Genomic DNA, 21,475 nt, shown 5'->3' on the forward strand with positions numbered 1-21,475 from the left:
TATCAGGGATGCTCCGGTCGCGGATACTCAACGGTGATCGGTCTCACGCGGTTTCCAGCGGATCACCGGCTATCGCGGGGGCTCCAGACGGTTGAAGTTGCTCGGCGGGCCTTCGGAGCCACGCTCCTGATACCAGAAGCGCAATCTCCGCGCATCGAACGTGGCGAACCACTCGTCCCATCCGACCCTGCGCAGTACGGCGCCCCCGTACCCGGGGAAGTCGAACCGCAGCACGCCGAGCCGTCCGTCGTACTCGCTGCCCGGAACGGTCGCGGGCCGGGCGCCGCGCTGTTCGGCCCAGCGGCGGATGACGTCGTGATTCCTGGTGACGGAAATCCCCTCGGTCTGGGTCGGCGCCCCTGAGCCACCCGATCCGAACCACGGATTACGGGTGCCTGGGCAGCGCTGGTCGGTCATGACGAGCTCCTCGAGCCATCGGCATCTGTTGTCCGGCTCCTGTCTGACTACCCGTGGGGCATATTCCGCAAACTGCCCGGCCGCACCGCCGGCAGCGTGAGCGCCGGCCCGGTTCGGCAAGCGAACGATGGGTAACCCCGCCGATGACCGGCCGGATACGCGGCGTCTTCGCCGCGGCGCAGGCCGATCGACGAAAGAGGAGGAGTTCGCATGCCCAGCGCCGACGCGGCACAGACGGTCCGGCCCACGCCCGAGCCCGACCCGGTGCCGCCTACACCCGAGCCGGACCCGGTGCCGCCCATTCCCGAGCCGGACCCGGTGCCGCCGATCCCCGAGCCGGACCCCGTTCCGGATCCGAATCCCGTTACGCCGAAACCCGATCCATTGCCACCTGTCCCCGGCCCGGCGCCGCGTCCACCGATGCCCGGTCCGTCGCCGGCCCCTCCGCTGCCCGACCCCGGCCGCCCAGCGCCGGACCCGGGACTGCCAGGCCCGTCGCCGGACCCGGCCCCGCCGAACCCGGTGTAGGAGGCCCGATTTCAATTCCGCAGCAGTTCGGTTCCGCGGCGGTTCAGTCCCGCAGCGCCTGCTCGCGCAACGAGTTCAACGTCCTGGAGAGAATGCGCGAGACGTGCATCTGCGACACCCCGAGCCGCTCGGCGATCTGGTTCTGCGTCAACGACTCGAAGAACCGCATGATCAGCACTTGGCGCTCGCGTTCGGGCAGCTCGCCGAGCAGCGGTTTCACCGCCATGACGTCCTCGACCAAGTGATAGGAGGGCTCTTCGGTGCCGAGGCTGTCCAGCAGCGGCTGCGGGACGCTCTCGGCGTCCTCGCCCGCGACCGCGTCGATGGACGAGGACTGGTAGGCGTTGCCCGCGATCAGAGCCTGGGTCACCTCGACCAGATCGACCTCCAGCTCCGTGGCGATCTCCCTCGCGCGCGGCATCCGGCCCAGTCGCTGCGACAGCGTCTCGATGGTCGGACCGATGCTCAGCTGGATCTCCTTGGTCCGGCGCGGCACCCGAACGGCCCAGGTGTTGTCCCGGAAATGCCGCCGGACCTCGCCCATGATGGTGGGCACCGCGAAGGAGAGGAACGACGACCCGCGCGAAACGTCGAAACGGTCCGCGGCCTGCACCAGCCCCAGTCGCGCGACCTGCAGCAGATCGTCGAAGTTCTCGCCGCGGCCGGAGAACTTGCGGGCGATGTGCTCGGCCAGCGGCAGGCATCGCTCGATCAACTCCTGCCGCAGAGCCTCCCGGCGCGGATCGCCGGGACCCAGAGCGGCGATCTTCTCGAACAGCGGCTCGATGTTGTCGTAGGAGTCTCCCCGCGACCTCGGCTCACCCGCCATTCGGGGCACCCCGCACCCAGCTGAAGTCGATCACCGTGGGGTATCCGCCCAGCACGCTGTCGTAGGAGCCCTGCGCGGCGGCGATTGAGTCGGTCAGCGTCCGCACGATGTGCCAGCCGAACCCGGCGTGGCCGACCACCGACTCGGTCGCCGCGACCGAGGACACGTGCACGAACATCTTGTCGGTGTCGTAGGTGAACTCGCAGTCGATCATCGAGCCGGGCGCCGCGTCGAGAATGAGCGAGGTCGCCACCTCGTCGAGCGCCAACCGGATGTCGGTCACCTCGTCCAGGGCGAAGTCGGCGATGAGGGCGACGGTCTCGGCGAGCGCGCGCAACATGGTCAGCTGTTCCAGCCGGGCGGGCACCCGTACGCCGACTGTCGTCGTGTCGGTAAAGGATCGGGAAGTCCACTCCCCCATTGCCCATCACCACCTTGTCCTCACAGCCACTCCACTGTGGCCTGGATACCGCTGCGGGTTCTCCTCCAGCCACCGAAACACCGCAGGCGCCGCAGGCGCCGCGGACTGTGGACCAGAAAGACCGCCGCGTTCCTCGTCGGAGGACGTACCCGCCGAGGCCGGATCGAAACGCGGATCAGTCGGCGTCGAGCCGCTCGTGTGCGGTGAGCAACAGATGGTCGAATTCGGTCCGCAGCCCTATCGTGACGCCCTCCAGGCCGGGCAGATCGGCGACCAGGCGCGCGGCCAGCCTGCGCAATTTGACATTGGTTTCCTGCGACCGCCAGCTCAGCACCCGGAACGCCTGCTCGGGCCCCACCCCGTAGATCACCATGAGCGCGCCCTTGGCCTGTTCGATGACCGCGCGAGCGGCGTACAGCTCGGGGAGCGCGCCGTCCAGCGTCTCCTGCCGGTGCTCCTCGAGGGTGTCGGTGACGTCGATGTAGTACCCGGAGGTGCCGACCGCCCGGCCCGCCTCGTCGACCATCCGATCGGCCACCAGGATCACATGGTGCACGCTGCCCGCGGTGTCGATGATGCGGTGGCGGCTGGAGAACGGCTCGGCGTCCGCGACCGACCGCGCCAATGCGCTGGCCACCGCGGCGCGATCGTCAGGGTGTTTGTGCGTCAGCAGCAACTCGGTCGTCGGCGTCACCGCTCCCGGTGCGTAACCGTGCATCGCCGCGACCTCGTCCGACCATTCCCATCGCTGGTCGGCGAACCAGAACCGGAAACCGCCGACATTCTGCGGCGTTCCCCTACCGATCACCCCGTCCAGCGCGAAGGCGTCCTCGGGCTGAACCGACCTACTCTCACTCACCGCTGAAGTATCCGATGCCGAGGCGCCCGATGTGACCGGATCCGGCAGGTCACACCGGTCCGCACGGACCTCTCGCGGGCGGCCCGCTCAGGCGTCCAGGGCCGCCCGCATGGACGTGTAGCGCGGGAACATCGACCGCACGCCGGTCACCTCGAGTGCCCGCTCCACTCCCGGTCCGCCCGCGACGACGCGTAGATCCGGACGGCCCAGCCCGTCTCCGCGCAGCGCGCCGAGCCGCGCGGCCGCGCGCAGACTCATGAACCTCGCCGCCCGCAGGTCGATCACCACGGCGTCGCACGGTGACTGCAACGCACGGTCGACCGTCTCGAAGAACTCGGCCGACACGGCGGCGTCCAACTCGCCTTCGACTCGGACCACGACGCATTCGCGACGGCGATCCACCCGCTGCGCCCACAACCGGTTGTCCCGACGACGTCCCGGTCCCGAACCATTGAGATGCACACCTTCGGCGTGCTCCCGTAGCAGAGAAATGGCAGACAAGTCGAACCTCCCGAGTAGGGGGTATCCAGTCCTCCGCGGCGGCTGGGGGCGAGGGCGGCGCGAACGCGAATCGGTTGCCGTGCCGTCCCATCGACCGGCTGCGCCGAAAGCGTCGAACCGGGGTCGGCTGTGATCTCAACCTTCCTACAGTGTGGCACGGTCGCCCCGTTCCCGACAGCGTTCGGTAGGAGAACGTGACCCCGCCAGAACGCCCCTCACCGGCACGAACCGACCGTCCGGCCGGCGAGGCGACCGCTGACGTGGGGTTTCATCGGGCCACGTCCGGGCATACCCCAACATATCCCCCGAACGTCACGCGATGCCGGTCGTAGGGCAGTCGCGCGCATTCGCGCGTCCCGGATGACGCCCACGACGAGAACGGAGCACCCGGTGAAGATTGCCATGGTTTCCGAAGACGCCAGCCCCCTCGCCGAGAAGAGTCCCGCCGACGGGGGCGGTCGCGGCCAGTACGTAGCCGAACTTTCGGCGGCGTACGTGCGACGTGGGCACGAGGTGACGGTCTATACCCGCCGCACCAGTGCGCGTGCCCCCGCCGAGCTGGTCGCCGCGGGCGGATTTCGGGTGGTGCACGTCGAGGCCGGACCCCCCACACCGCTGCCGATCGATCGGACACTGCCTTACCTGGGAGACTTCGGCACGTTCCTGCGGAAGCACTGGGCCGCCGAACAACCGGACATCGCGCACGCGCACTACTGGAAGTCCGGGCTCGCCGCCGAGTTGGCGTCGCGCGCGCACGGCATACCGGTGGTACTGACCTTCCACGGGCTCGGCACCGTCCAGCGGCGCTGCGAAGGTCTCGCCGATCCGAGCCCCCGTTCGCGCATCCGTTTCGAGCGGCTCATCGCGACGCGGGCGCGCACGTGGTGGCGACGTGCTCCGACGAGGTCGCGGAGCTGGCCAGGATGGGAGTGCCCCGGTTCCGGATCTCGATCGTGCCGTGCGGTGTGGACCTCACCACGTTCACCCCGGAAGGCCCGACCGCCGATCGGCACGCCACGCACCGATTGCTCGCGTCCGGAGAGTTGGCGCGGCGCAGCGGATTCGACCCGGTCATCAAGGCGCTGCCGGACCTCCCGGACACCGAACTGGTGATCGTCGGCGGCCCCGCCGCCGACGACGAAGACGACGCCGAAGGTCGCCGCCTGCGCCGCCTCGCTTCCGATCATGGTGTGCGAGAACGACTTCGGCTGGCCGGGCCGGTGGGGCGGCCGATGTTGCCGCGACTGTATCGCTCCGCCGACGCCGTGCTGTGCACCCCGTGGTACGAGCCGTTCGGCAGAGTGGCGCTGGAAGCGATGGCATGCGGGAAGCCGGTGGTCGCCACGCCAGTCGGTGGCCTGCTCGACACGGTGGTCGACGGCGTCACCGGCCGATTCGTCGCCCCACCCGAACCCGACGCGATCGTACGGGCGGTGCAACCGCTGCTCGCGGACTCGACGCTGCGCGATACCTGGGGCGCCGCGGGCTATCAGCGAACCGCGGGCCGCAACTCCTGGGATCGGGTCGCGGCCGAAACGCTCAGCGCCTATCACCGCGGCGCACCGGCCCGGGCAGGCGAAGTCGTCTCCTGGGCCCGGTGAATCAACTGTCGTCGGCTCGGGCCTGCGCGGACGCGGTACGCCAACGCCACGGGGCCACCAGCCACGTCCACAGGAACAGCATGACGGTGGCGACGCCCGTGGCTACCGCCGCGGCAGTCCCCGTCACGTAGTCCACGACGAGGATCACCGCGCCGATCAACGCGACGCCGAGCAATGCGACGCCTGCCATCGCGTAGCGGTGCGCCGCGGCGACTACGTTGCCCAGGCGGTGCCGCCTGAACAGGATGCGATGCCACGACACCGGCGCGATCAGGAAGACCGTCGCGCCGACGGCGGCGGCCAGGGTGACGATGTACAGCGCCCGCATGCCCGTCGACAGGGTGGCGAAGGCCGCCTGGAACGGCAGCACCAACAAGGCCCCGAAGAGGAATTGCACACCGGTCTGCACGACGCGCAATTCCTGGATCAAGCTGGCCCAGTTCCGATCGAGCCGTTCGAGTTCGGTCTCGCCACGCGCGCGGCGTGCCCAGTCACCGTCGTCATTCCCGGGCACGCGCTGCCTCCCGGCGATTGCGTTTCATGATCGCCTCGACGAGTTCGTCCTTGGTCATGCGCGAGCGGCCCGGGATGTTCAGCCGCCGGGCGATCTCCAGCAGATGCTCCTTCGACGCGTTGGCGTCGACGCCTTCGGCCGTCTCACCCCGCGCGTCCGGACCGCCACTTTCCGCGCGTTCGTCCGAGGGACCGCGGTGCGGCTTGGGCTCCCAATGGTCGCCGACTCGCTCGTAGCTGTGTTTCAGCGCGGCATAGGCGACGCGGTATGCGCGCTGCTCGTCGCCGTCGTATTGCTCGAGCGCGGCATCGTGCGCCGCGGCGAAGGTGCGCTGCGCCTTGGCCTCCGACCGCCGCAGAGTGCTCGGCAACTCGGACTTCTCGACGTCGCCGCGTGCTGTGGTCTTGGGCATGTGCCGCTCCCTTCCGAGCCGGAGCCGGAGCCGGTGCCGGTGCCGATCGCCGAAAGCCCGGTGCTGACGACGCGTGCGGGCACTTCGGATATCCGGTCGCATACCCGGTGAAACGTCGATTAACCCGGCGTCTGCCGGGTACCACCGTTGCATGGCTGTTACCACCGACCAGTTGCTGCATGCGCTCACCCGCACGGTGAACGCCTTGGCGGCGACAGATATCCGGTTCGCGGTGGCAGGCGGCTGTGCGGTCTACGCGCGTGGCGGCCCGGCTTCCCAGCACGACGTCGACATCTTCGTCAAACCGGAGGACAGTGCGCGGGCGATCCACACGCTGGCGCGGGCGGGCCTGCGAGTGTGCGACCCACCGGAGAACTGGCTGCGCAAGGTCTACGCCGATGACATCCTCGTCGACGTGATCCACCGCCCGAACGACCGTGATGTGACCGACGAACTGCTCGACCGCGCCACGGTGATGCGGATCGGGCCGGCCAAAGCGCCGGTGATCAGCGGCACCGACCTCATGGTGGACAAGATGCTGGTGTTCGACGCGCACCGCCTGGACCTGAGCCCGATCTTGCACATCGCGCGTGACCTGCGGGAACAAGTGGACTGGGAAGCGGTGCGCGAGCAGACCAAGGCCTCGCCCTACGCGCGGGCGTTCATCGGCCTGCTGGACGATCTCGGCATCACCCGCACCGGAAAGGTGGAGTAGATGGAGCAGCCGCAATACCTGGTCGCACGACTGCGCCGGGCGCTGGCCGAGGACCCCCGCACCGCGGAACTCGGTGTGCAGGTGACCATTCGCGGCGACGTCGTGGTGCTCGGCGGCGAGGTGAGCAGCGAACAACGCAAACAGCAGATGGAAACCGTCGTACGAGAGCAGCTTCCGCACGCGCGGATCCACAACGACGTCCATGTCACCCGTCCCGCGGCGCCTGTCGACACCGAGACGCTGGAGCAGGACGGATCCGAAAGGAGTTGAGCGGCATGCGGATAGCCGCGGTCGGCGACGTACATCTGGGCGTGGATTCGGGCGGGCAATGGCGGCCCGCCCTCGACGGGCTCGCCGCGCGAGCCGACGTGCTGCTCCTGGCGGGCGACCTGACGCGCCACGGCACCATCGACGAAGCGAGGGTCGTCGCGGCGGAGTTCGCCGACTTGGGCGTGCCGGTCGTCGCCGTCCTCGGCAATCACGACTATCACGGCGACGCCGAGCACGAGATCACCGCCGTGCTGACCGACCGTGGCATCACGGTCCTGGAAGGGACTTCGGTGACGCTGAACGTAGACGGCAGCACGCTGGGGGTGGCGGGCACAAAGGGGTTCGGCGGCGGCTTCGCGGGCAAATGCGCGAGCGTCTTCGGCGAACCCCTGATGCGCGAATTCGCCGCGCACACCGTGGACGTGGCTGCCGCACTCGGCGACGCGCTCGCCGCGTTGGACACCGACTTCACCGTGGCGCTCACGCACTATTCCCCCATCAGCGACACGCTGCACGGCGAGCCGAGGGAGATCTATCCGTTCCTCGGTTCCTACCTGCTCGGCGAGGCGATCGATGAACACGGCGCCGATCTGGCGCTGCACGGTCACGCGCACGCAGGCGCCGAGCGCGGCACGACGCCGGGCGGCATCCGGGTGCGCAATGTCGCCCAGCCGGTGATCCGAGCGGCGTACGCGGTCTACGACCTGCACCCGGCCGCGGTCTGAGACATATCGGGCTCAGAAGTCGGTGGAGATCGCCTCCACCGTGCTCCCGGACTGCTCGTTGTCGACGGTGGTGGCCACGTCGGCCTGCGAGATGATGCCGACCAGCCGGCCCTGCTCCAGCACCGGCACGCGGCGTACCTGATGCTGCGACATCACCGACATGACCTTGCGCACGTCGTCGTCGGCGTCCACGGTGACCAGCTCCCCACCGAGTTCGCCCGCGTCGACCCCGAGCGGGTCCTTGCGCTGGGCGATCACCTTGACGACGATGTCGCGGTCGGTGAGCATTCCCTTCAGCTTGTCGTCTTCGCCGCAGATGGGCAAGGCGCCGACATTCAACTCCGCCATGCGCTGCGCGGCCGCTACCACCGTGTCGCTGGACCGGACGCATTCCACGTTCGGGGTCATGATGTCCCGTGCTGTTGTCATCGGGGTCCTCCTGGGACTTCTTTCGAGTACGAGCGCCCAGAATCGGGCGACTCGCTGACGTCGTACCCCCGTTTCGGATGGGCTAACGCGGGCATTCGACCGGTATGGCCGCCTCGGCCGGCCCGACGCGAACGTCCGGGCCCGGGGCCGCCCGCGCACCGAAAATCGTTGTCGCTCAGCAGAAAGGAGCTCCGATGCTGCCAGCACCGAACGAGCCGACCGCAGGATCCGGCCCCGGAGAGCAGCACCCACCCCGGAGCCACACGTTTCCCGACGACACCCGCACCAACCGTACGCACGCCGGAGAATCCATCGAGGACACCCGCAACTGGCCGGGCATGATCCTCGTCGGGATCGGGATCGTGACCATCGCGCTCACGCTCACCGCCGCCGGATACGGATTCGAGGGCTGGGCGGTGATCGCGGGGGTCGTCAGCGGCGTCTGCATCATCGCGGGCATCCTCGTGATCGTCGCCGAGCACCGCCGGGTCAAAGCGCGAGAAGGCAAGCGGCTGCGGGACGCCGCCGGTCATTGATCGCGCCGTGACCGGATCCGTCCGAAGCCCACGCGAGGCAGCCGCCCGTGGAACGCGGCTCGACACACAGGAGAAACAATGACAGACCAGCCCAACCGGCTCCTGGGCCGCGTCGTCCTGCTCGTGGGCGCGCTGGCGGCGGGATCGGTGCTCACGGCGTGTTCGGGTGACGACGGCGATCCGGCCGCGGACACGCCCGAGCCCGCGACCGTGTCGATCACCATGCCCGGCCCGACCAGCGCGCAAGTGCCGAATCCCGACCAGATCACCGCGGAGGCGGCGGGGCAGTTGTGCGACATGATGCGCGCCGACATCGACACCTGGCAGGGGCAGGGCGCCACGGTAGCCAAGGTGACATTCAACGGCACCGTGCACAACTGGGCGGCCCGCAACGGCGGCCTCAACGACGTGGTCTTTACCGACCGCGCCACGATCGACGCCATCACCACGCAGAACTGCCCCGATGTGCGTGAACAAGCCGTGCGAGCGCTCGACGTGCCCGATCTCGCCTCGGCTCTGGCGGGAGTCGGCCGATGAGCGCCGTGCGCCGGTCCGGCCGCCTGAGCATCGCCGTCGCGGCCGCGCTGGCGGTGTGCGCGGCAGGGTGCGGCGACGAGCCGGAGAAGATCGTGAACAAGGGCGGCGACACCCCGTGCAACGAATACGTCGCCCAGGATGCCGACAAGCAACGCGTCACCACGGAGAAGTTCCTCGAGCAGGAACGCGAAGGCGAGGGAACGCCCGACGCCACCACCGTGGACGCCGCGATCGCGGCGATCAAGCTGATGTGCGCGGCACAGGCCAATCCGGACACTCCGATCCGGAAGGCCGATCTCACCGGCATCTTCGTACCGAAATAACGCTGCCCATACCACTCCCGCCGGGGTGATCCAGGCGCCGAACCGGGCGGGAGTCGCCGGACCCGTGCGTAGCCCTCGACAACGGCGTCGAGGACCGCACGCGGCCCGACGGGCTTCGAGACGTGTTTCCTCGAAGCTTTGCGGCACACCCCGCCCCGGGTCGCCAACGACGTCGACCCGGTCGGCGGGTCCGTGCCGTTCGCGCCGGAAGTGGAGGCTTTCCGTGACCGTCCTGCTCGCGCTGCGCGCGCACGGGTTGCGGGAGCTGCTGACCGCGGTTCCCGCCCTGCGCGCCTTACACGATGCCCGTCCGCGACACCGGCTCGTCCTCGCAGCTCCGGGATGGCTACGCCCGGTCGTGGACCTGGCCGATTGCGTCGATGAACTGCATGCGACCCCTATGGCGGGCGGACTGCGCTGGAATGCGCCGCCGCCGACCTTCGCTGTCAATCTGCACGACGCCGGGGCCGACAGTATACGCGCGCTGCTCGCGACGGATCCGGAGCGGACGATCACGCACCGCCACAAGGGTTTTCCACTAGTGCCGGGGCCGCTGTGGGAACCAGGCCTGCACGAGACCGTGCGATGGTGTCGGCTGCTGGAGTGGTGCGGTATCGCGGCCGACCCGGCGCGCCTGGACATCACACCGCCGCCGGAGAGCACCGGCGAGCGCCGATCCATCGTCGTCTATCCAGGTGGTGCACCTGCCCGGCGCTGGCCTGCCGAGCGGTTCGCGGCGGTGGCAGCCGGCCTGCGCGACTGGGGATGCTCGGTGCACGTCGTCGGCAGCGCCGCGGATCGTCCGCTCGCGCGCGCCGTCGCCGAACAGGCCGGATTGCCCGAAACCAGCGTGCTCGCAGGGCAACTCACGCTGCGGCAACTGGCTGTTGCGGTGGCCGACGCGTCGCTGGTGCTCAGCGGCGACACCGGCGTCGGGCATCTGGCCACGGCGTTCGGCACCCCGTCGGTGCTGATCTTCGGCCCCGATTCGCCCACGATCTGGGGGCCGCCGCCGGAACGAGTGGCACATACCGCGCTGTGGGCCGGACTTGTCGGCGATCCGCTGTCCGATACGCCCGCGGCGGGGTTGAGCATGATCAGCGCCGCCGAGGTGCTCGCCGCCGCGGACCGGCAGCTCAGTGAGCACGCGTCGATATGAGGAAGCGGCGCGGGCGTTTCACCCCGCCGAGACCGGCTATGCCGGGCTTATGACGTCCCTATGGTTGCACGGCGCGCAAGTTCCGGCGCGGTTGCGGTTGACGCCGGGATCGCGCTTCGACACGGTGGTGATCGGCGGTGGGCTCACCGGACTGGTGACCGCACTGCTGCTTGTCGAGAACGGCGTCGAGGTGGCCGTGGTCGAAGGCAGGCGCGTCGGCGCCGGGACGACCGGCGCCACCACCGGGAAGGTCAGCCTGCTGCAAGGGACTCGCTCTCAGCAGATCGCCCGCCACCACTCCGACGACGTCCTGCGCGACTACGTGGAGGCCAACCGCGAAGGGCAGGAATGGCTGTTGCGTTTCTGCGCCGCACACGGCGTTGCGGTCGATCGGGTCGCCGCGCTGACCTACGCGCAGAGCGAGGACGAAATGTCGGCGGTGCGCGCCGAATACGCCGCGACACAGAAGGCGGGCCTGCCCACCGAACTGCTCGGCGAACCGGATGTCCCGTTCCCGGCGCACGGCGCGGTCCGCTTGGCCGATCAGGCGCAACTCGATCCCATGGCGCTGTTGGCCGCGCTCGCCGCCGACGTGGAGTCACACGGCGCACCGATCTACGAATCCACTCTGGTCCGCGGCGTGCATCACGGCGCGCGCGGTGATCTGGTCATCGATACCGAGCACGGCGATCTGGGTGCGCGCCGGGTGGTGCTGGCCACCGGGACGCCGATCCTCGATCGGGGCGGGTTCTTCGCTCGCCTCACCGCGCAACGTTCCTATCTGGCGGCGTTCGCACTGGACGAACCGATCCCGCGCGATATGTACATCAGCGCGGGCAGCCCCACCCGTTCCCTGCGTCGCGCGCAGGGAACGGACGGTGAACTCTTGCTGGTCGGTGGCAACGGCCACGTCGTCGGGCGCGGCGGGTCGACCCGCGAGAAAGTCGATGACCTCGTGAGCTGGACGCGGACTTGGTTCCCCAGCGCCGAGTTGACGCACCGGTGGTCCGCCCAGGACTACTCCCCCGTCGGTGAACTCCCTTACGTGGGCCCGGTGCTGCCGGGACAGCACGACATCCAGCTGGCCACCGGTTACGCCAAATGGGGTCTGACCAATGGTGTGGCCGCGGCCATCGCGCTGGCCGGGCGTCTCACCGGAGCGCAACCTCGGTGGGCGGGCGCGCTCGCGAGCTGGCGTCCGGACGAACTCAAGGCGTTGCCCGCGGCCACGAAGACCAACGGGGCTGTGGTCGGCCGACTTTCCGCGGGCTGGTTGCGGGTCGCGACCCGTCACGACGGCGCGGCGCCGGCCGAAGGCTGTGGCACGGTGCTGCGCGAGGGCCTGCATCCGACCGCCGTGTGCACGGTGGACGGCGTCACCAACCGGGTCTCCGCGATCTGCCCGCACCTGTACGGCATCGTCAACTGGAACGACGCCGAACGTACTTGGGACTGCCCGCTGCACGGTTCGCGCTTCGCCGCCGACGGCACGCTGCTCGAGGGTCCGGCCACCAGTTCGCTCACTCCCCTGCAGGTGCCGCGCAACATTCCTTGAGCGTCCGTCACCCGCGGACCGGCGACCAGTCCTCCAGTGGTCCGGCCTCGTCGAGTATCCGATCGACCGTCTGCTCGACCGTCAGATCCGAGGTGTCCAGCCAGAGCCCGATCCGCGGGGTAGTCTCGCGCAGCAGTTTGTCCAGACCGGCGACGGTGAATTCGTCGTAGGCGTCTTTGCCGCGCCCGGCCTCGCGTGCGGCGACCGCCTCGGGGCGCGGCGCCAGCACGACGACATAGCGGGGCCGGGTGCTGATCAGACCCGCCATCCAGGGCAGGAATTCGCCGAGTACGACATCTTGCACGACCGCCGTGAAGCCGGAGCCCGCATAGGCGTCGGCGGTCGCGGCGGCCAGGCTGTACCGCAATCGCAGCTGAGCGAGCGCCTCCGGCGACGGGTCGGCGCTCATCTCCACGCGACCGCGCACGACTGATCGACGGAACACGTCCCCACGCACGTGGGCCGAGCGCGGGAACCGTTCGGCAAGCGCCTGAGCGACGGTGGATTTGCCCGCGGCCTGGATACCGGTGATCAGGTAGACAGCCGATGTCATGGAGACGATCATGGCGAGCCGCGGTGACGCCGTCGACTAAGTTTCCCGCCGCTCGGCTCGGTCCGCTCGATGGTCCCGGTGCGCTCAGTTCGCGGGTGCGCCTGCCTGCTGCTCGACATAGCGATTCATGGCCCAGTTCAACCCGCGCATGGCGAGGTTGTAGGCGGGCGGGAAGTACCTCTGCGCCCAGAAGCCCACGCGAATGTCGGGCGAGGTGAAGACCAGGTAGCGGTTGCGCTCGACGCCGCGCACGATGGATCGGGCCGCCGCCTCCGGTGTGACCGCGTGCCGCATGAACAGCGCGACGCCACGCTGCACCGCTTCGGCCGTACGGTCGACGCCCGCGATATCGACGCTGTCGACCATGGGCGTGGCCATCGCACCGGGACACACCAGGCTCACGCCGATGCGGTGGCGCGCCAAGTCGAAACGCAGCACCTCCGAAACCCCGCGCAGGCCGAACTTGCTCGCGCTGTAGGGCGCGTGCCATGGCAACCCGAACAGGCCCGCCGCCGAGGACACGTTCACCACATGGCCGCCGCGTCCGGCCGCGATCATCGGCGGGACGAACGCTTCGATCACGTGGATCGGGCCCATGAGGTCGATGTCGATGGTGCGCCGCCACTGGCTGTGCGTCAGCCGGTCGACGGTGCCCCAGGTGGCGATGCCCGCGACGTTCATGACGATGTCGACGCTGCCGACCGCGTCGTGGGCCGCCGCCGCCAGTGCGACGACCTGGTCGTAGTCACTGACGTCGGCGGCCTCGGCCAAGTGGACGGTCGCGCCCGCGTCGCGCGCGTCGGCGGCGGTGCGCGCCAAACCCTCCGCCGCGATATCGGTGAGCACGAGCGCGGCGCCCTTGGCCGCCGCCGCGAGTGCCGTACTGCGACCGAGACCACTGGCCGCGCCGGTGATCAGACAGGTTTTCCCGGCGAACTTCGTCATAGTCGACGACCATACGCAACCATGAACATCGCTGTCTATGGAACCGGTGAACCGCTCTCCCAGGGGATGGGCGCCAGCGCGACGGTGATGTTGTCGCCGCCGCCGCAGCGCAACGCGAACTCCGCGAGCATGCGCGCCGCCTGGGCGGGACTCGCCCCAGCGACCTGCTCGGCGAGCGCGGACGGGGAAGGCGAGTAGTTCCACAGTCCGTCGGAGCACAGCAGCAGCATGCCGGGCCCCGAGGTGCGCATCGTCCGCACGCAGTTGTCCGCCCATGGTGTCGGCGGGCTGTCGGCGCCGAGCCAGCGGATCAGCGTGTGTGCTCGTGGGTCGGCCATCGCCGCACGCTCGTCCATCGCGCCCGCGTCGACCAGCGCCTGAGCCCACGAGTCGTCGACACTCAGCCGTTGAGCGGGTTCGCCGCCCGGACCGGCGGGCAACCAATAGGCCCTGCTGTCCCCGACGTTGGCCACGGTGATCTCGGTTCCAGCACCGTTGTGCGCGACGATCGCGGACACGTAGGTGCACGAGGGCGCCGGACCGTCGGGAACGTCGACTTCGCGGACCGCCTGCGCCGCGGCGGCGAGTCCGGCCATGATCGCCTCGGCGGCGGGTGATCCCGTGGCGAGCGCGGCGGCGGTGGCGCCGACACCGGCCCGGACCGCCGCACCGGAAGCCACCTGCGGCCGCGACGAAGTCGACACCCCGTCGCTGACCGCGATCACGACGGCCGACGGCGCCTCGGGCGCCACGCCTTGGAGCACCCCGGCGGCGACGGCGTCCTCATTGCGCGCATGGACGATGCCCCGATCGGTGAGCACCGCGACCGCGCCGAGATCGGTGTCGAAGCGATCCGGCACGGCCCGCGAACGGCCGCACTGCGCGCAGCGCCCGTCGGTGTCGAATCGGTCGGCCCCGCACTCGGCGCACGGCGTCGGGTCGTGCCCGGGCAGGGCGACGTAGCGATAACCGAGTTCGAGACCGCAGGACGCGCACCGTCGGCTGTCGAGCCCGACAGCCGAGCATCCGGCGCAGCGTAGATCGGCACCCTCATCGCTCATCGGACCGTTCCCCCGCCCGACCGTGCCGTGGCGCCCGCGGCATGCTCCGGAAGTCGTTGGCCCGACCGTAACCACAGCGGCTCGTTGCTGGTGCGAACTTCCACACCCTCCTCCTTCATCTCCCCGGCAGGCCGACTCCGAAGGCGATAGTACGGGAGCGTGGCGGGCATCCGATCCCAGTGCTGGATCGCCCCTGCCCGCTGCAGGGCAGCACGATTGCCGACGGTCTGCCGCCTCATCGCGAGACGGCGTGCTGCGCCGGACCGCTCGCTGGACGGTGCTCCGCGCCGCTCAGACCGATTCGGGTGCGTGACACAGCCGCCTGCCGCGCGAGCGGAACGTTTGCGGCGGGCAGCCCTGCCAGCGGCGGAAGGCACGGATGAACGAGGCCGCCTCCGCGTAACCGAGCCGGGCGGCGACCTGTTCGGTGGTCATATCGGTATGCGTGAGCAGCGCCTCCGACATGGTCTGACGCACTTCGTCCAGCAGTGCCCGGAAGGAGGTCCCCTCCTCGTGCAACCTCCGCGACAGGGTGCGCGAGCTCATGTACAGCCCGAGCGCCACCGTCGCCTGGTCGGGGATCTCCCCCAGCGTGCGCACCAAGCGGTCGCGCACCGCCGCGGCGACGCCGGTGCGCGTCCGGTGCCGGTCGAGCAGGTCGCGGCACAGTCGGCCACAGTTGTTCCGCGCGACGTCGTTCGCCGGTGGCAGCGGCCGGTCCAGCAGACCGCGATCGAAAACCACCGCGCTCACCGGCGCCCCGAAAACCGGTACGACGCCGAAGATGTCGCGATACCGCTTGATGTCGCGTGGGCAAGCGTGGCGGAAACTGACCCGCCGCACCGGGACGCCTACGGAGAACAGCTCACGGTCGAAGGCGGGCAGCCCCGCCAGGGTCACTTCCGCGAAGAATGTCCGCATGCTGGCCGGAATGTCCGCGTCCTCGTACACCAGCCGCGCTTCGCCGCCTGCTTCCTGGACGGTCAACCGCCCGAACGGCACCGCGCGACCGACGCAGCGCAGCCCCACCTCGATCAGCTCGCGCAGCGTCCGGCTGCCCAGCAGCGCGAGTCCCCACGGCCCGCGTGAGCGCAGGTGGTGACAGACCGCCGCCGCGAGGCCGAGTCCGGGCTCGTCACCGAAGCGGCCGAGCACCGTGTGCACGATCCGCAGTTCGTCGTGCGCGGTGAGCTCGGCGCACGGGTCACTCAGCTCGGCAGGCGCCAGCGCCGTACCGGCCAGGCACTCGGCCGGCGCCATGCCTCGCTCGCCTGCGATGCGCACGAGAGCGCGCACGCCGGCGGCACTGCGAAGGGAATCCCGGTCGACCATGGCTCGCGTCCTCGATGAAAGCGGTACTGCGCGGTATCGGCGCAATGTATCAATCGGGTGTCGCGCGCATCGGCGGTTCGGCGAAATGGCGTTCCGGTATTCGCTGCCGCACAGCGCCTTTCGGCACTCGCCCGGCTATGTGGCGGCATCCGGATGATCCCACGGGTCCGGAGGCTGTCAATCCCGCACGGTGATGCCGACCGAACGCGCGAAGGCGGGCGCGAGGTCCATCAGTTGCAGACCGGTGACAGTCGCGCCACGCATGCTGTCGAGCCCGTCGGTGATGTCGAGCGCCGTCGCGCCGCGCAGGTCGACCTTCGCCAGCCGTGCCCTGCGCAGCGACAACCGGACCAGCGCCGAGCCGGGCACCGTCACGTCGGTCAACGCGGCCTCGGCGAAATCGCAATCGCGCAGCACGCAGTCGACGAAGGACACCTCGCGCAACCGGGCGCCGCGGAAGTTGACCGAGTCGAACTTGCAGCTTTCGAACCGCACCCGCCGCAGAGTCGCGCCCGCGAAGTCGACGCCGGACATCGCGCCCGACACCATTTCGCCGTCGAGCCATCCGGTGTCCGCCAGTTCGGTACCCACCCAGCGGACATGACGCAGCCAGACATCGGCGAACCGGCTGTAGCGCAGACTCCCCCGGGTGAAGGTGACCGTCGTGAACACCGACTCGCTGAATCGCGCGTGCCGCACGTCGAGGTCGTCGAGTTCACCGCCGTCCACCCGAACGCAGTCGTAGTCGCCTTCGGCCTCGAGATCGCCGTCCAAGGCGGTGAGGTACCGCGCGTAGGGCAGGTCATCGAGTTCGCGCGCCATGCACTCCTCCAATTCGTCACGAAGATCGGTCGGCGCCGAGTATTCCGGTTCGCCATGACAAGTCCGCCTCACCGATCGCGTGATCGGTCGGCGCCGGCCAGCCGGGTGGCCCGTGACAGCAGGTAGCGCTTCTGCGGAATGCTCGTCGTGCGCTCCGCCGCGGTCGAATACGCCGCGCGGGCGCCCACGCCGTCTCCGGTCATCTCAAATGGCCACGCACGGCATGCAGCCGATGGTCGTCGGCGAGACGGTCCGCGAGTGCGTCCACCAGCTTCAGCCCGGCCACGGGGCCGAGCGACATCGTCATGGTTCCGGCAGGTCTCTGCCGTGGACGTGTCGCGGGCGTTGCCCGGCTCGCCGGTCCGCGATCCCGTGGTGAGGACGGGCCGTCCTGGCACGGCGCACGATGGGGCGCGCGTTTCTCAACCGTACCGACCGGCCCGCCGCCGACCGCGGGGTGCGGTCAGCGCAAGGTGGCGATCCAGCGGCGGGTGTCGGCGGGATCGATGACGTCGTCGACTTCCAGCACGGTGGCGGCGGTGAGGGCCTTGCCGTTGTCGTAGGCGAGCTGTACCAGGTTGTCGAACGCTTGCTGTCGCTCGGCCGGATCCTCGATGGCGACCAGTTCTTTGGCGAATCCGAGGCGGACCGCGCCTTCCAGGCCCATGCCACCGATCTCCCCGGTCGGCCAGGCGACGACGAACCGGGGGGCGCGGAATGAGCCCGCCGCCATGGCCTGTGCGCCGAGACCGTAGCCCTTGCGCACGATGACGGTGCCGAGCGGCACCGAGAGCGCGGCGGAGTCGATGAACAGGCGGCTGAACTTCGTCACCGTGCCGTCCTTCTCCGCGGCGGGGCCCACCATGAAGCCCGGTGTGTCGCAGAAGGAGACGATCGGGAGACCGTGCGCGTCGCACAGGCGCAGGAACATGCTGAGCTTGTCCGCGGCGGGAGCGTCGATCGCCCCGCCTTGATGGTGGCAGTTGTTGGCGATCAAGCCGAACGGCCGTCCTTCGACCCGGATCAGTGCGGTGACGATCCCGACCGCCCAGTCGCGCCGCAGCTCCAGTACCGACCCGACGTCGGCGACGGCGTCGATGGCGGCACGGATATCGAAGGCCCGCAGGCGATTCTCCGGAACCACGTGCCGCGACAGGCGCGGATCCGGCGCCGCCCAGTCCTCGGTCGCGCCTTGGAAGTAGGCGAGGTAGCGACGGGCGATGGAGACCGCCTCGGCCTCGTCCGCGGCGACGACGTGCACGACGCCGTTGCGACGCTGCACCTCGATCGGGCCGATGTCCTCCGGGGCGTACACGCCCAGCCCGCCGCCCTCGATCATGGCGGGACCACCCATGCCGATATTCGCGTCGGGGGTGGCGATCACGACGTCGCACATGCCCAGCAGTGCCGCGTTGCCCGCAAAGCAGCGTCCGGACACGATCCCGATCAGCGGAACCCGGCCAGAGAGCGCACCCATCGCGCGGAAGGTGGTGACGTCCAAGCCGGAGATGCCGGGATAGTCGGTGTCGCCCGGTCTGCCGCCGCCGCCCTCGGTGAAGAAGACGACCGGAAGTCGTTGCTCGCGAGCGAGTTCGAGCATGCGATCGGTCTTGGCGTGATTGCGCATCCCCTGCGTGCCCGCCAGCACCGTGTAGTCGTAGGACAGCACGACCACGCGGGACCGATCGGGACCGAATCGCTCGGCGTCGATGGTGGCGACGCCCGCGACCAGGCCGTCGGCCGGGGTGTTGGCGATCAGGTCCTCCGGACTGCGGCGCAAGCGCTGTGCGGCGACCGCGAGCGCGCCGTACTCCACGAAGCTGTCCGCATCGACCAGGTCGTTGATGTTCTCCCGCGCGGTGCGCCGTCCGAGCCGATGGCGTTTGGCGACCGCGTCCGGCCTGGCTTCGTCGCGGCCGGCGCGGTGGCGAGCGCGGACCTCGGCGAGATCGGCGCGCACCGAGTCCAGGTCGACCGCGCCGTGATCCACGACCGCGCCGTCGTGTTCGGCGGCGACGAAGGTCAGCAGCGGCGCACGCGGGTCGATGACCGCACCAGGCGCGGCGACGTGGCGGCGCACCCGCAAATCCCGCTCGGCGCGGACCACGTACTGCATCTTCATGGCTTCCAGCACCGCGACCTCGCCACCGGCCGCGACGACGGCGCCGGGCGCGGCGAGAGCGACCACCGTGCCGCCCATCGGCGACAGCACCGCTTCCTCATCGCCGGTCAGCGTCATCCCGGCCATCCCAGCTGTCCCGGCTATATCGGACGCGGCGGCCTTCTGTTCGATGAACGGAGGTTGCGCGATCCCGGCGAAATCACTCGCGCGCTCCACCAACTCGCCGACATGCCGCTCGAACCACGTGGTCGGCACGACGCGGCCGTCCGACATCGCCGCCAGGATCGCGCGCAGCACGCCGGCATTGGTGTCCACGCCGGTCACGACGGTCTCGGCCAGCGCGTCCGCGCACCGGCGCAGCGCGGCCGGATAGGACGGAGCGCAGGCGATGATCTTCGCCAGGAGGGAGTCGAAACGCGCGTCCTGCCGCATCCCGGTGAACGCGGCGGTGTCGACCCGCAGACCGCCCCCGGTCGGCGGCGCGAACATGGTCAGCGTGCCCGTGCTGGGGAGTACGTCGCCACCCGGGGTGACGGTTTCGGCGTTCAGGCGGGCCTGCACCGCGTAGCCGCGCGCGGCAGTGGCGTCGGGTAGCGCGAGATCGGCCAGCATTGCGCCGCGGGCGAGATCGCATTGCACCGCGACCAGATCGATTCCCATGACCGCTTCGGTGACGGTGTGCTCGACTTGCAATCGCGGATTGACCTCGAGGAAGAACGCGTCGTCACCGCGCACCAGGAACTCGACGGTGAGGACACCGCGACAGCCGACGGTTTCGGCGACCCGCACCGCCCAACGATGCAACCGCTGCCGCAGTGCCGCGGGGAGAGCAGGCGCGGGCGCCACCTCGAGCACTTTCTGCTGCCTGCGCTGCACGCTGCAATCGCGATCGCCGACGGCGGCCGCATCTCGCCCGTCCGCGACGATCTGTACTTCGATATGGCGCGCGTCGCTGATCAGCGCCTCGGCGTAGACCCCGTCGTCGCCGAAACCAGCCAGCGCCTCCGCGCGGCAGCGCTCGAACGCCTCCGGCAGGCAGGCCGCGTCCCGCACCGCCCGCATACCGCGTCCGCCGCCACCCGCGGCGGCCTTCACCATCACCCCGTCGGGATGCGCGAGAAGGAAAGCTCCGACCTCGGCGACGCCCGCGCAGCGCCGGGTCGCCGGGATCACCGGAACCCCCGCGCGCTCGGCGGCCGCGCGGGCCGCGGTCTTGTCACCGAAGATCTCGAGCGCCTCGGGAGAAGGTCCGACGAACACGAGGTCGGCGGCGGCGCACGCGGAGGCGAATGCCGCGCTTTCGCTGAGAAATCCGTAGCCCGGGTGCACCAGCGCGCCCGGCCCCGCCTTCCTGGCCGCCGCGACGACCGCCGCCACGTCGAGGTAGGCGGCGGCTCCGATGCCAGGCAACGGCACGCTGTCGTCGGCCAAGCGGACGTGCAGCGCGTCCCGTTCCTCGGCGGTGTGCACCGTCGAGGTCCGCCAATCCCGCTCCCGGGCGGTGCGCAGCACACGAACCGCTACTTCTCCCCTGTTCACCACGACGACGTGCATGCCGCTCAGTGTTGTTGACATTGACGTCAACGTCAACCTGCGCCACGATAGCCTGCGTGACCCAGTCCACCTGGTCGGTGCGCGCTGCCCGAGAGCGCTCGCACACCTCCCGCCACCGCGACCTTCTCGACGCCGCGGCCACGGTGTTCGCCGAGCGCGGCTACGACAACACCACCGTCGCCGCGATCACCGCGGCGGCGGGCGTCTCCCGCGCCACGATGTACGTCTACTTCGCCTCGAAAGAGGGGATCTTCCTGGCGCTTGCCGAGCGGGTGCGCGACGAGTTCCTCGCCGCGCAGGAGCCGGGCATCCAGGACGACGATCCGCGAATGATGTTGCGCGCCACCATCGAGTCCTTCGCCACCGCGGTCGCCACGGCGGGACCGCTGCTGCGCCTGATCCACGAGCGCGGTGCGGTGGACCCGAAGGTGGCCGCGCTGGCCGAGGAGATCACCGAACGCCCGATTCGCCGTTTCACCCGGTATCTCCAGCGCCAACTCGACGCCGGGCGCATCACCCCGGTGGTCACACCGCGGGTGATCGCGGAAACCGTCGGCTACACACTCACCGCGGGCGTCCTCGCCCGCCGAACGGCGGATGAACCCGGTCGCGCCGAATATCGCGACGCCATGGGCAAGATCGCGGAAACGCTCTTGGGCCTAGTGGACGAAGACGCTCGAAACGTTCCCGGATCCGTGGGGGGTTAGGTCTTCGGTCGTATCGCGCGACTTGGTCGGCATCACGGCGGACAACGC

The 21,475-nt window shown here is 69.9% G+C and carries 25 protein-coding genes and 1 pseudogene; 11 read left to right on the forward strand and 15 right to left on the reverse strand.

All coding sequences use genetic code 11. The features are described from left to right. Positions 1-69 precede the first annotated feature (69 nt). Positions 70-417, reverse strand: coding sequence for a hypothetical protein (locus M8859_RS05670; RefSeq protein ID WP_223514196.1), 348 nt, complete (start codon positions 415-417; stop codon positions 70-72). Between the two features lie 210 nt (positions 418-627). Between M8859_RS05670 and M8859_RS05675 the strand changes: the two genes are divergently transcribed. Continuing rightward, complete coding sequence (locus M8859_RS05675; RefSeq protein WP_195139348.1) at positions 628-945, forward strand: hypothetical protein; 318 nt, start codon at positions 628-630, stop codon at positions 943-945. A 43-nt stretch (positions 946-988) separates the two neighbouring features. On the opposite strand, the gene M8859_RS05680 is transcribed toward M8859_RS05675, so the two are convergent. The 4 genes from M8859_RS05680 to M8859_RS05695 form a co-directional block, all read right to left on the reverse strand. Then, entirely contained in the window at positions 989-1,774 is a 786-nt protein-coding gene (locus tag M8859_RS05680) for an RNA polymerase sigma factor SigF (RefSeq protein WP_159930347.1), read from the reverse strand. Further along, entirely contained in the window at positions 1,764-2,195 is a 432-nt protein-coding gene (locus tag M8859_RS05685) for an ATP-binding protein (RefSeq protein ID WP_159930346.1), read from the reverse strand. Before M8859_RS05685 ends, M8859_RS05680 begins: the two co-directional genes overlap by 11 nt. A 175-nt stretch (positions 2,196-2,370) precedes the next feature. Beyond that, positions 2,371-3,054, reverse strand: a complete 684-nt coding sequence (locus M8859_RS05690) for a PAS and ANTAR domain-containing protein (protein ID WP_159930345.1) — start codon at positions 3,052-3,054, stop codon at positions 2,371-2,373. Between the two features lie 87 nt (positions 3,055-3,141). Then, positions 3,142-3,555, reverse strand: a complete 414-nt coding sequence (locus M8859_RS05695; RefSeq protein ID WP_159930344.1) for an STAS domain-containing protein — start codon at positions 3,553-3,555, stop codon at positions 3,142-3,144. 390 nt (positions 3,556-3,945) lie between these two features. Here M8859_RS05695 and M8859_RS37535 point away from each other — a divergent pair. Continuing rightward, positions 3,946-5,156 (forward strand): annotated as a pseudogene (locus M8859_RS37535) (glycosyltransferase). A gap of 1 nt (position 5,157) precedes the next feature. Here the strand turns inward: M8859_RS37535 and M8859_RS05705 are convergent. Next, on the reverse strand, positions 5,158-5,670 hold the full coding sequence (locus M8859_RS05705) for a DUF6328 family protein (protein ID WP_159930342.1): 513 nt from the start codon (positions 5,668-5,670) through the stop codon (positions 5,158-5,160). Then, positions 5,657-6,082: a ChaB family protein gene (locus M8859_RS05710; RefSeq protein ID WP_159930341.1), complete on the reverse strand. Its 426-nt coding sequence runs from the start codon at positions 6,080-6,082 to the stop codon at positions 5,657-5,659. Before M8859_RS05710 ends, M8859_RS05705 begins: the two co-directional genes overlap by 14 nt. A 151-nt stretch (positions 6,083-6,233) precedes the next feature. Here M8859_RS05710 and M8859_RS05715 point away from each other — a divergent pair, with 151 nt between their 5' ends. Genes M8859_RS05715 through M8859_RS05725 form a run of 3 tightly spaced genes read left to right on the forward strand, consistent with a single transcriptional unit; the run spans position 6,234 to position 7,792 of the window. Beyond that, positions 6,234-6,797, forward strand: a complete 564-nt coding sequence (locus tag M8859_RS05715) for a nucleotidyltransferase family protein (RefSeq protein WP_195071139.1) — start codon at positions 6,234-6,236, stop codon at positions 6,795-6,797. Next, a complete protein-coding gene (locus tag M8859_RS05720; protein WP_195071140.1) occupies positions 6,798-7,067 on the forward strand; it encodes a BON domain-containing protein in 270 nt (89 codons plus the stop codon). 5 nt (positions 7,068-7,072) lie between these two features. Next, entirely contained in the window at positions 7,073-7,792 is a 720-nt protein-coding gene (locus tag M8859_RS05725) for a metallophosphoesterase family protein (RefSeq protein ID WP_159930340.1), read from the forward strand. Between the two features lie 12 nt (positions 7,793-7,804). Here the strand turns inward: M8859_RS05725 and M8859_RS05730 are convergent, their stop codons facing one another. Then, positions 7,805-8,221 (reverse strand): CBS domain-containing protein, encoded by a 417-nt coding sequence (locus M8859_RS05730; protein ID WP_195071141.1) that lies wholly within the window; start codon positions 8,219-8,221, stop codon positions 7,805-7,807. Positions 8,222-8,415: 194 nt separating this feature from the next. On the opposite strand from M8859_RS05730, the gene M8859_RS05735 reads away from it, so the two are divergent. The 5 genes from M8859_RS05735 to M8859_RS05755 all read left to right on the forward strand — a co-directional run bounded on the left by M8859_RS05735 (position 8,416) and on the right by M8859_RS05755 (position 12,331). Next, positions 8,416-8,757 carry an MFS transporter gene (locus M8859_RS05735; RefSeq protein ID WP_159930338.1) on the forward strand — a complete coding sequence of 114 codons (342 nt, stop codon included), beginning with the start codon at positions 8,416-8,418 and terminating at the stop codon, positions 8,755-8,757. A gap of 78 nt (positions 8,758-8,835) precedes the next feature. Continuing rightward, positions 8,836-9,294 (forward strand): hypothetical protein, encoded by a 459-nt coding sequence (locus M8859_RS05740; RefSeq protein ID WP_195071142.1) that lies wholly within the window; start codon positions 8,836-8,838, stop codon positions 9,292-9,294. Continuing rightward, a complete protein-coding gene (locus M8859_RS05745; protein WP_159930336.1) occupies positions 9,291-9,617 on the forward strand; it encodes a hypothetical protein in 327 nt (108 codons plus the stop codon). Before M8859_RS05740 ends, M8859_RS05745 begins: the two co-directional genes overlap by 4 nt. Positions 9,618-9,840: 223 nt before the next feature. Then, positions 9,841-10,776, forward strand: a complete 936-nt coding sequence (locus M8859_RS05750; RefSeq protein ID WP_195071143.1) for a glycosyltransferase family 9 protein — start codon at positions 9,841-9,843, stop codon at positions 10,774-10,776. Between the two features lie 49 nt (positions 10,777-10,825). Beyond that, complete coding sequence (locus M8859_RS05755; protein WP_159930334.1) at positions 10,826-12,331, forward strand: FAD-dependent oxidoreductase; 1,506 nt, start codon at positions 10,826-10,828, stop codon at positions 12,329-12,331. 7 nt (positions 12,332-12,338) lie between these two features. Here M8859_RS05755 and M8859_RS05760 read toward each other — a convergent pair whose 3' ends face one another. The 7 genes from M8859_RS05760 to M8859_RS05785 all read right to left on the reverse strand — a co-directional run bounded on the left by M8859_RS05760 (position 12,339) and on the right by M8859_RS05785 (position 20,720). Continuing rightward, positions 12,339-12,884 (reverse strand): AAA family ATPase, encoded by a 546-nt coding sequence (locus M8859_RS05760; RefSeq protein ID WP_236565758.1) that lies wholly within the window; start codon positions 12,882-12,884, stop codon positions 12,339-12,341. Positions 12,885-12,968: 84 nt separating this feature from the next. Continuing rightward, complete coding sequence (locus tag M8859_RS05765; protein ID WP_159930332.1) at positions 12,969-13,829, reverse strand: SDR family oxidoreductase; 861 nt, start codon at positions 13,827-13,829, stop codon at positions 12,969-12,971. Between the two features lie 35 nt (positions 13,830-13,864). Then, entirely contained in the window at positions 13,865-14,890 is a 1,026-nt protein-coding gene (locus tag M8859_RS05770; RefSeq protein ID WP_159930331.1) for a PP2C family protein-serine/threonine phosphatase, read from the reverse strand. A 291-nt stretch (positions 14,891-15,181) separates the two neighbouring features. After that, a complete protein-coding gene (locus M8859_RS05775) occupies positions 15,182-16,222 on the reverse strand; it encodes an AraC family transcriptional regulator (protein WP_249643957.1) in 1,041 nt (346 codons plus the stop codon). A gap of 177 nt (positions 16,223-16,399) precedes the next feature. Next, a complete protein-coding gene (locus M8859_RS05780) occupies positions 16,400-17,044 on the reverse strand; it encodes a pentapeptide repeat-containing protein (RefSeq protein ID WP_159930329.1) in 645 nt (214 codons plus the stop codon). 68 nt (positions 17,045-17,112) lie between these two features. Beyond that, positions 17,113-17,247 carry a hypothetical protein gene (locus M8859_RS36780; RefSeq protein ID WP_255466327.1) on the reverse strand — a complete coding sequence of 45 codons (135 nt, stop codon included), beginning with the start codon at positions 17,245-17,247 and terminating at the stop codon, positions 17,113-17,115. A 260-nt stretch (positions 17,248-17,507) separates the two neighbouring features. After that, positions 17,508-20,720, reverse strand: a complete 3,213-nt coding sequence (locus M8859_RS05785) for a carboxyl transferase domain-containing protein (RefSeq protein WP_249644011.1) — start codon at positions 20,718-20,720, stop codon at positions 17,508-17,510. A gap of 56 nt (positions 20,721-20,776) precedes the next feature. On the opposite strand from M8859_RS05785, the gene M8859_RS05790 reads away from it, so the two are divergent. Continuing rightward, the gene (locus M8859_RS05790) at positions 20,777-21,427 is read left to right on the forward strand and encodes a TetR/AcrR family transcriptional regulator (protein ID WP_159930328.1); all 651 of its coding nucleotides are present in this window, start codon (positions 20,777-20,779) and stop codon (positions 21,425-21,427) included. Positions 21,428-21,475 lie beyond the last annotated feature (48 nt).

This window comes from Nocardia sputi (genome assembly GCF_023501985.1).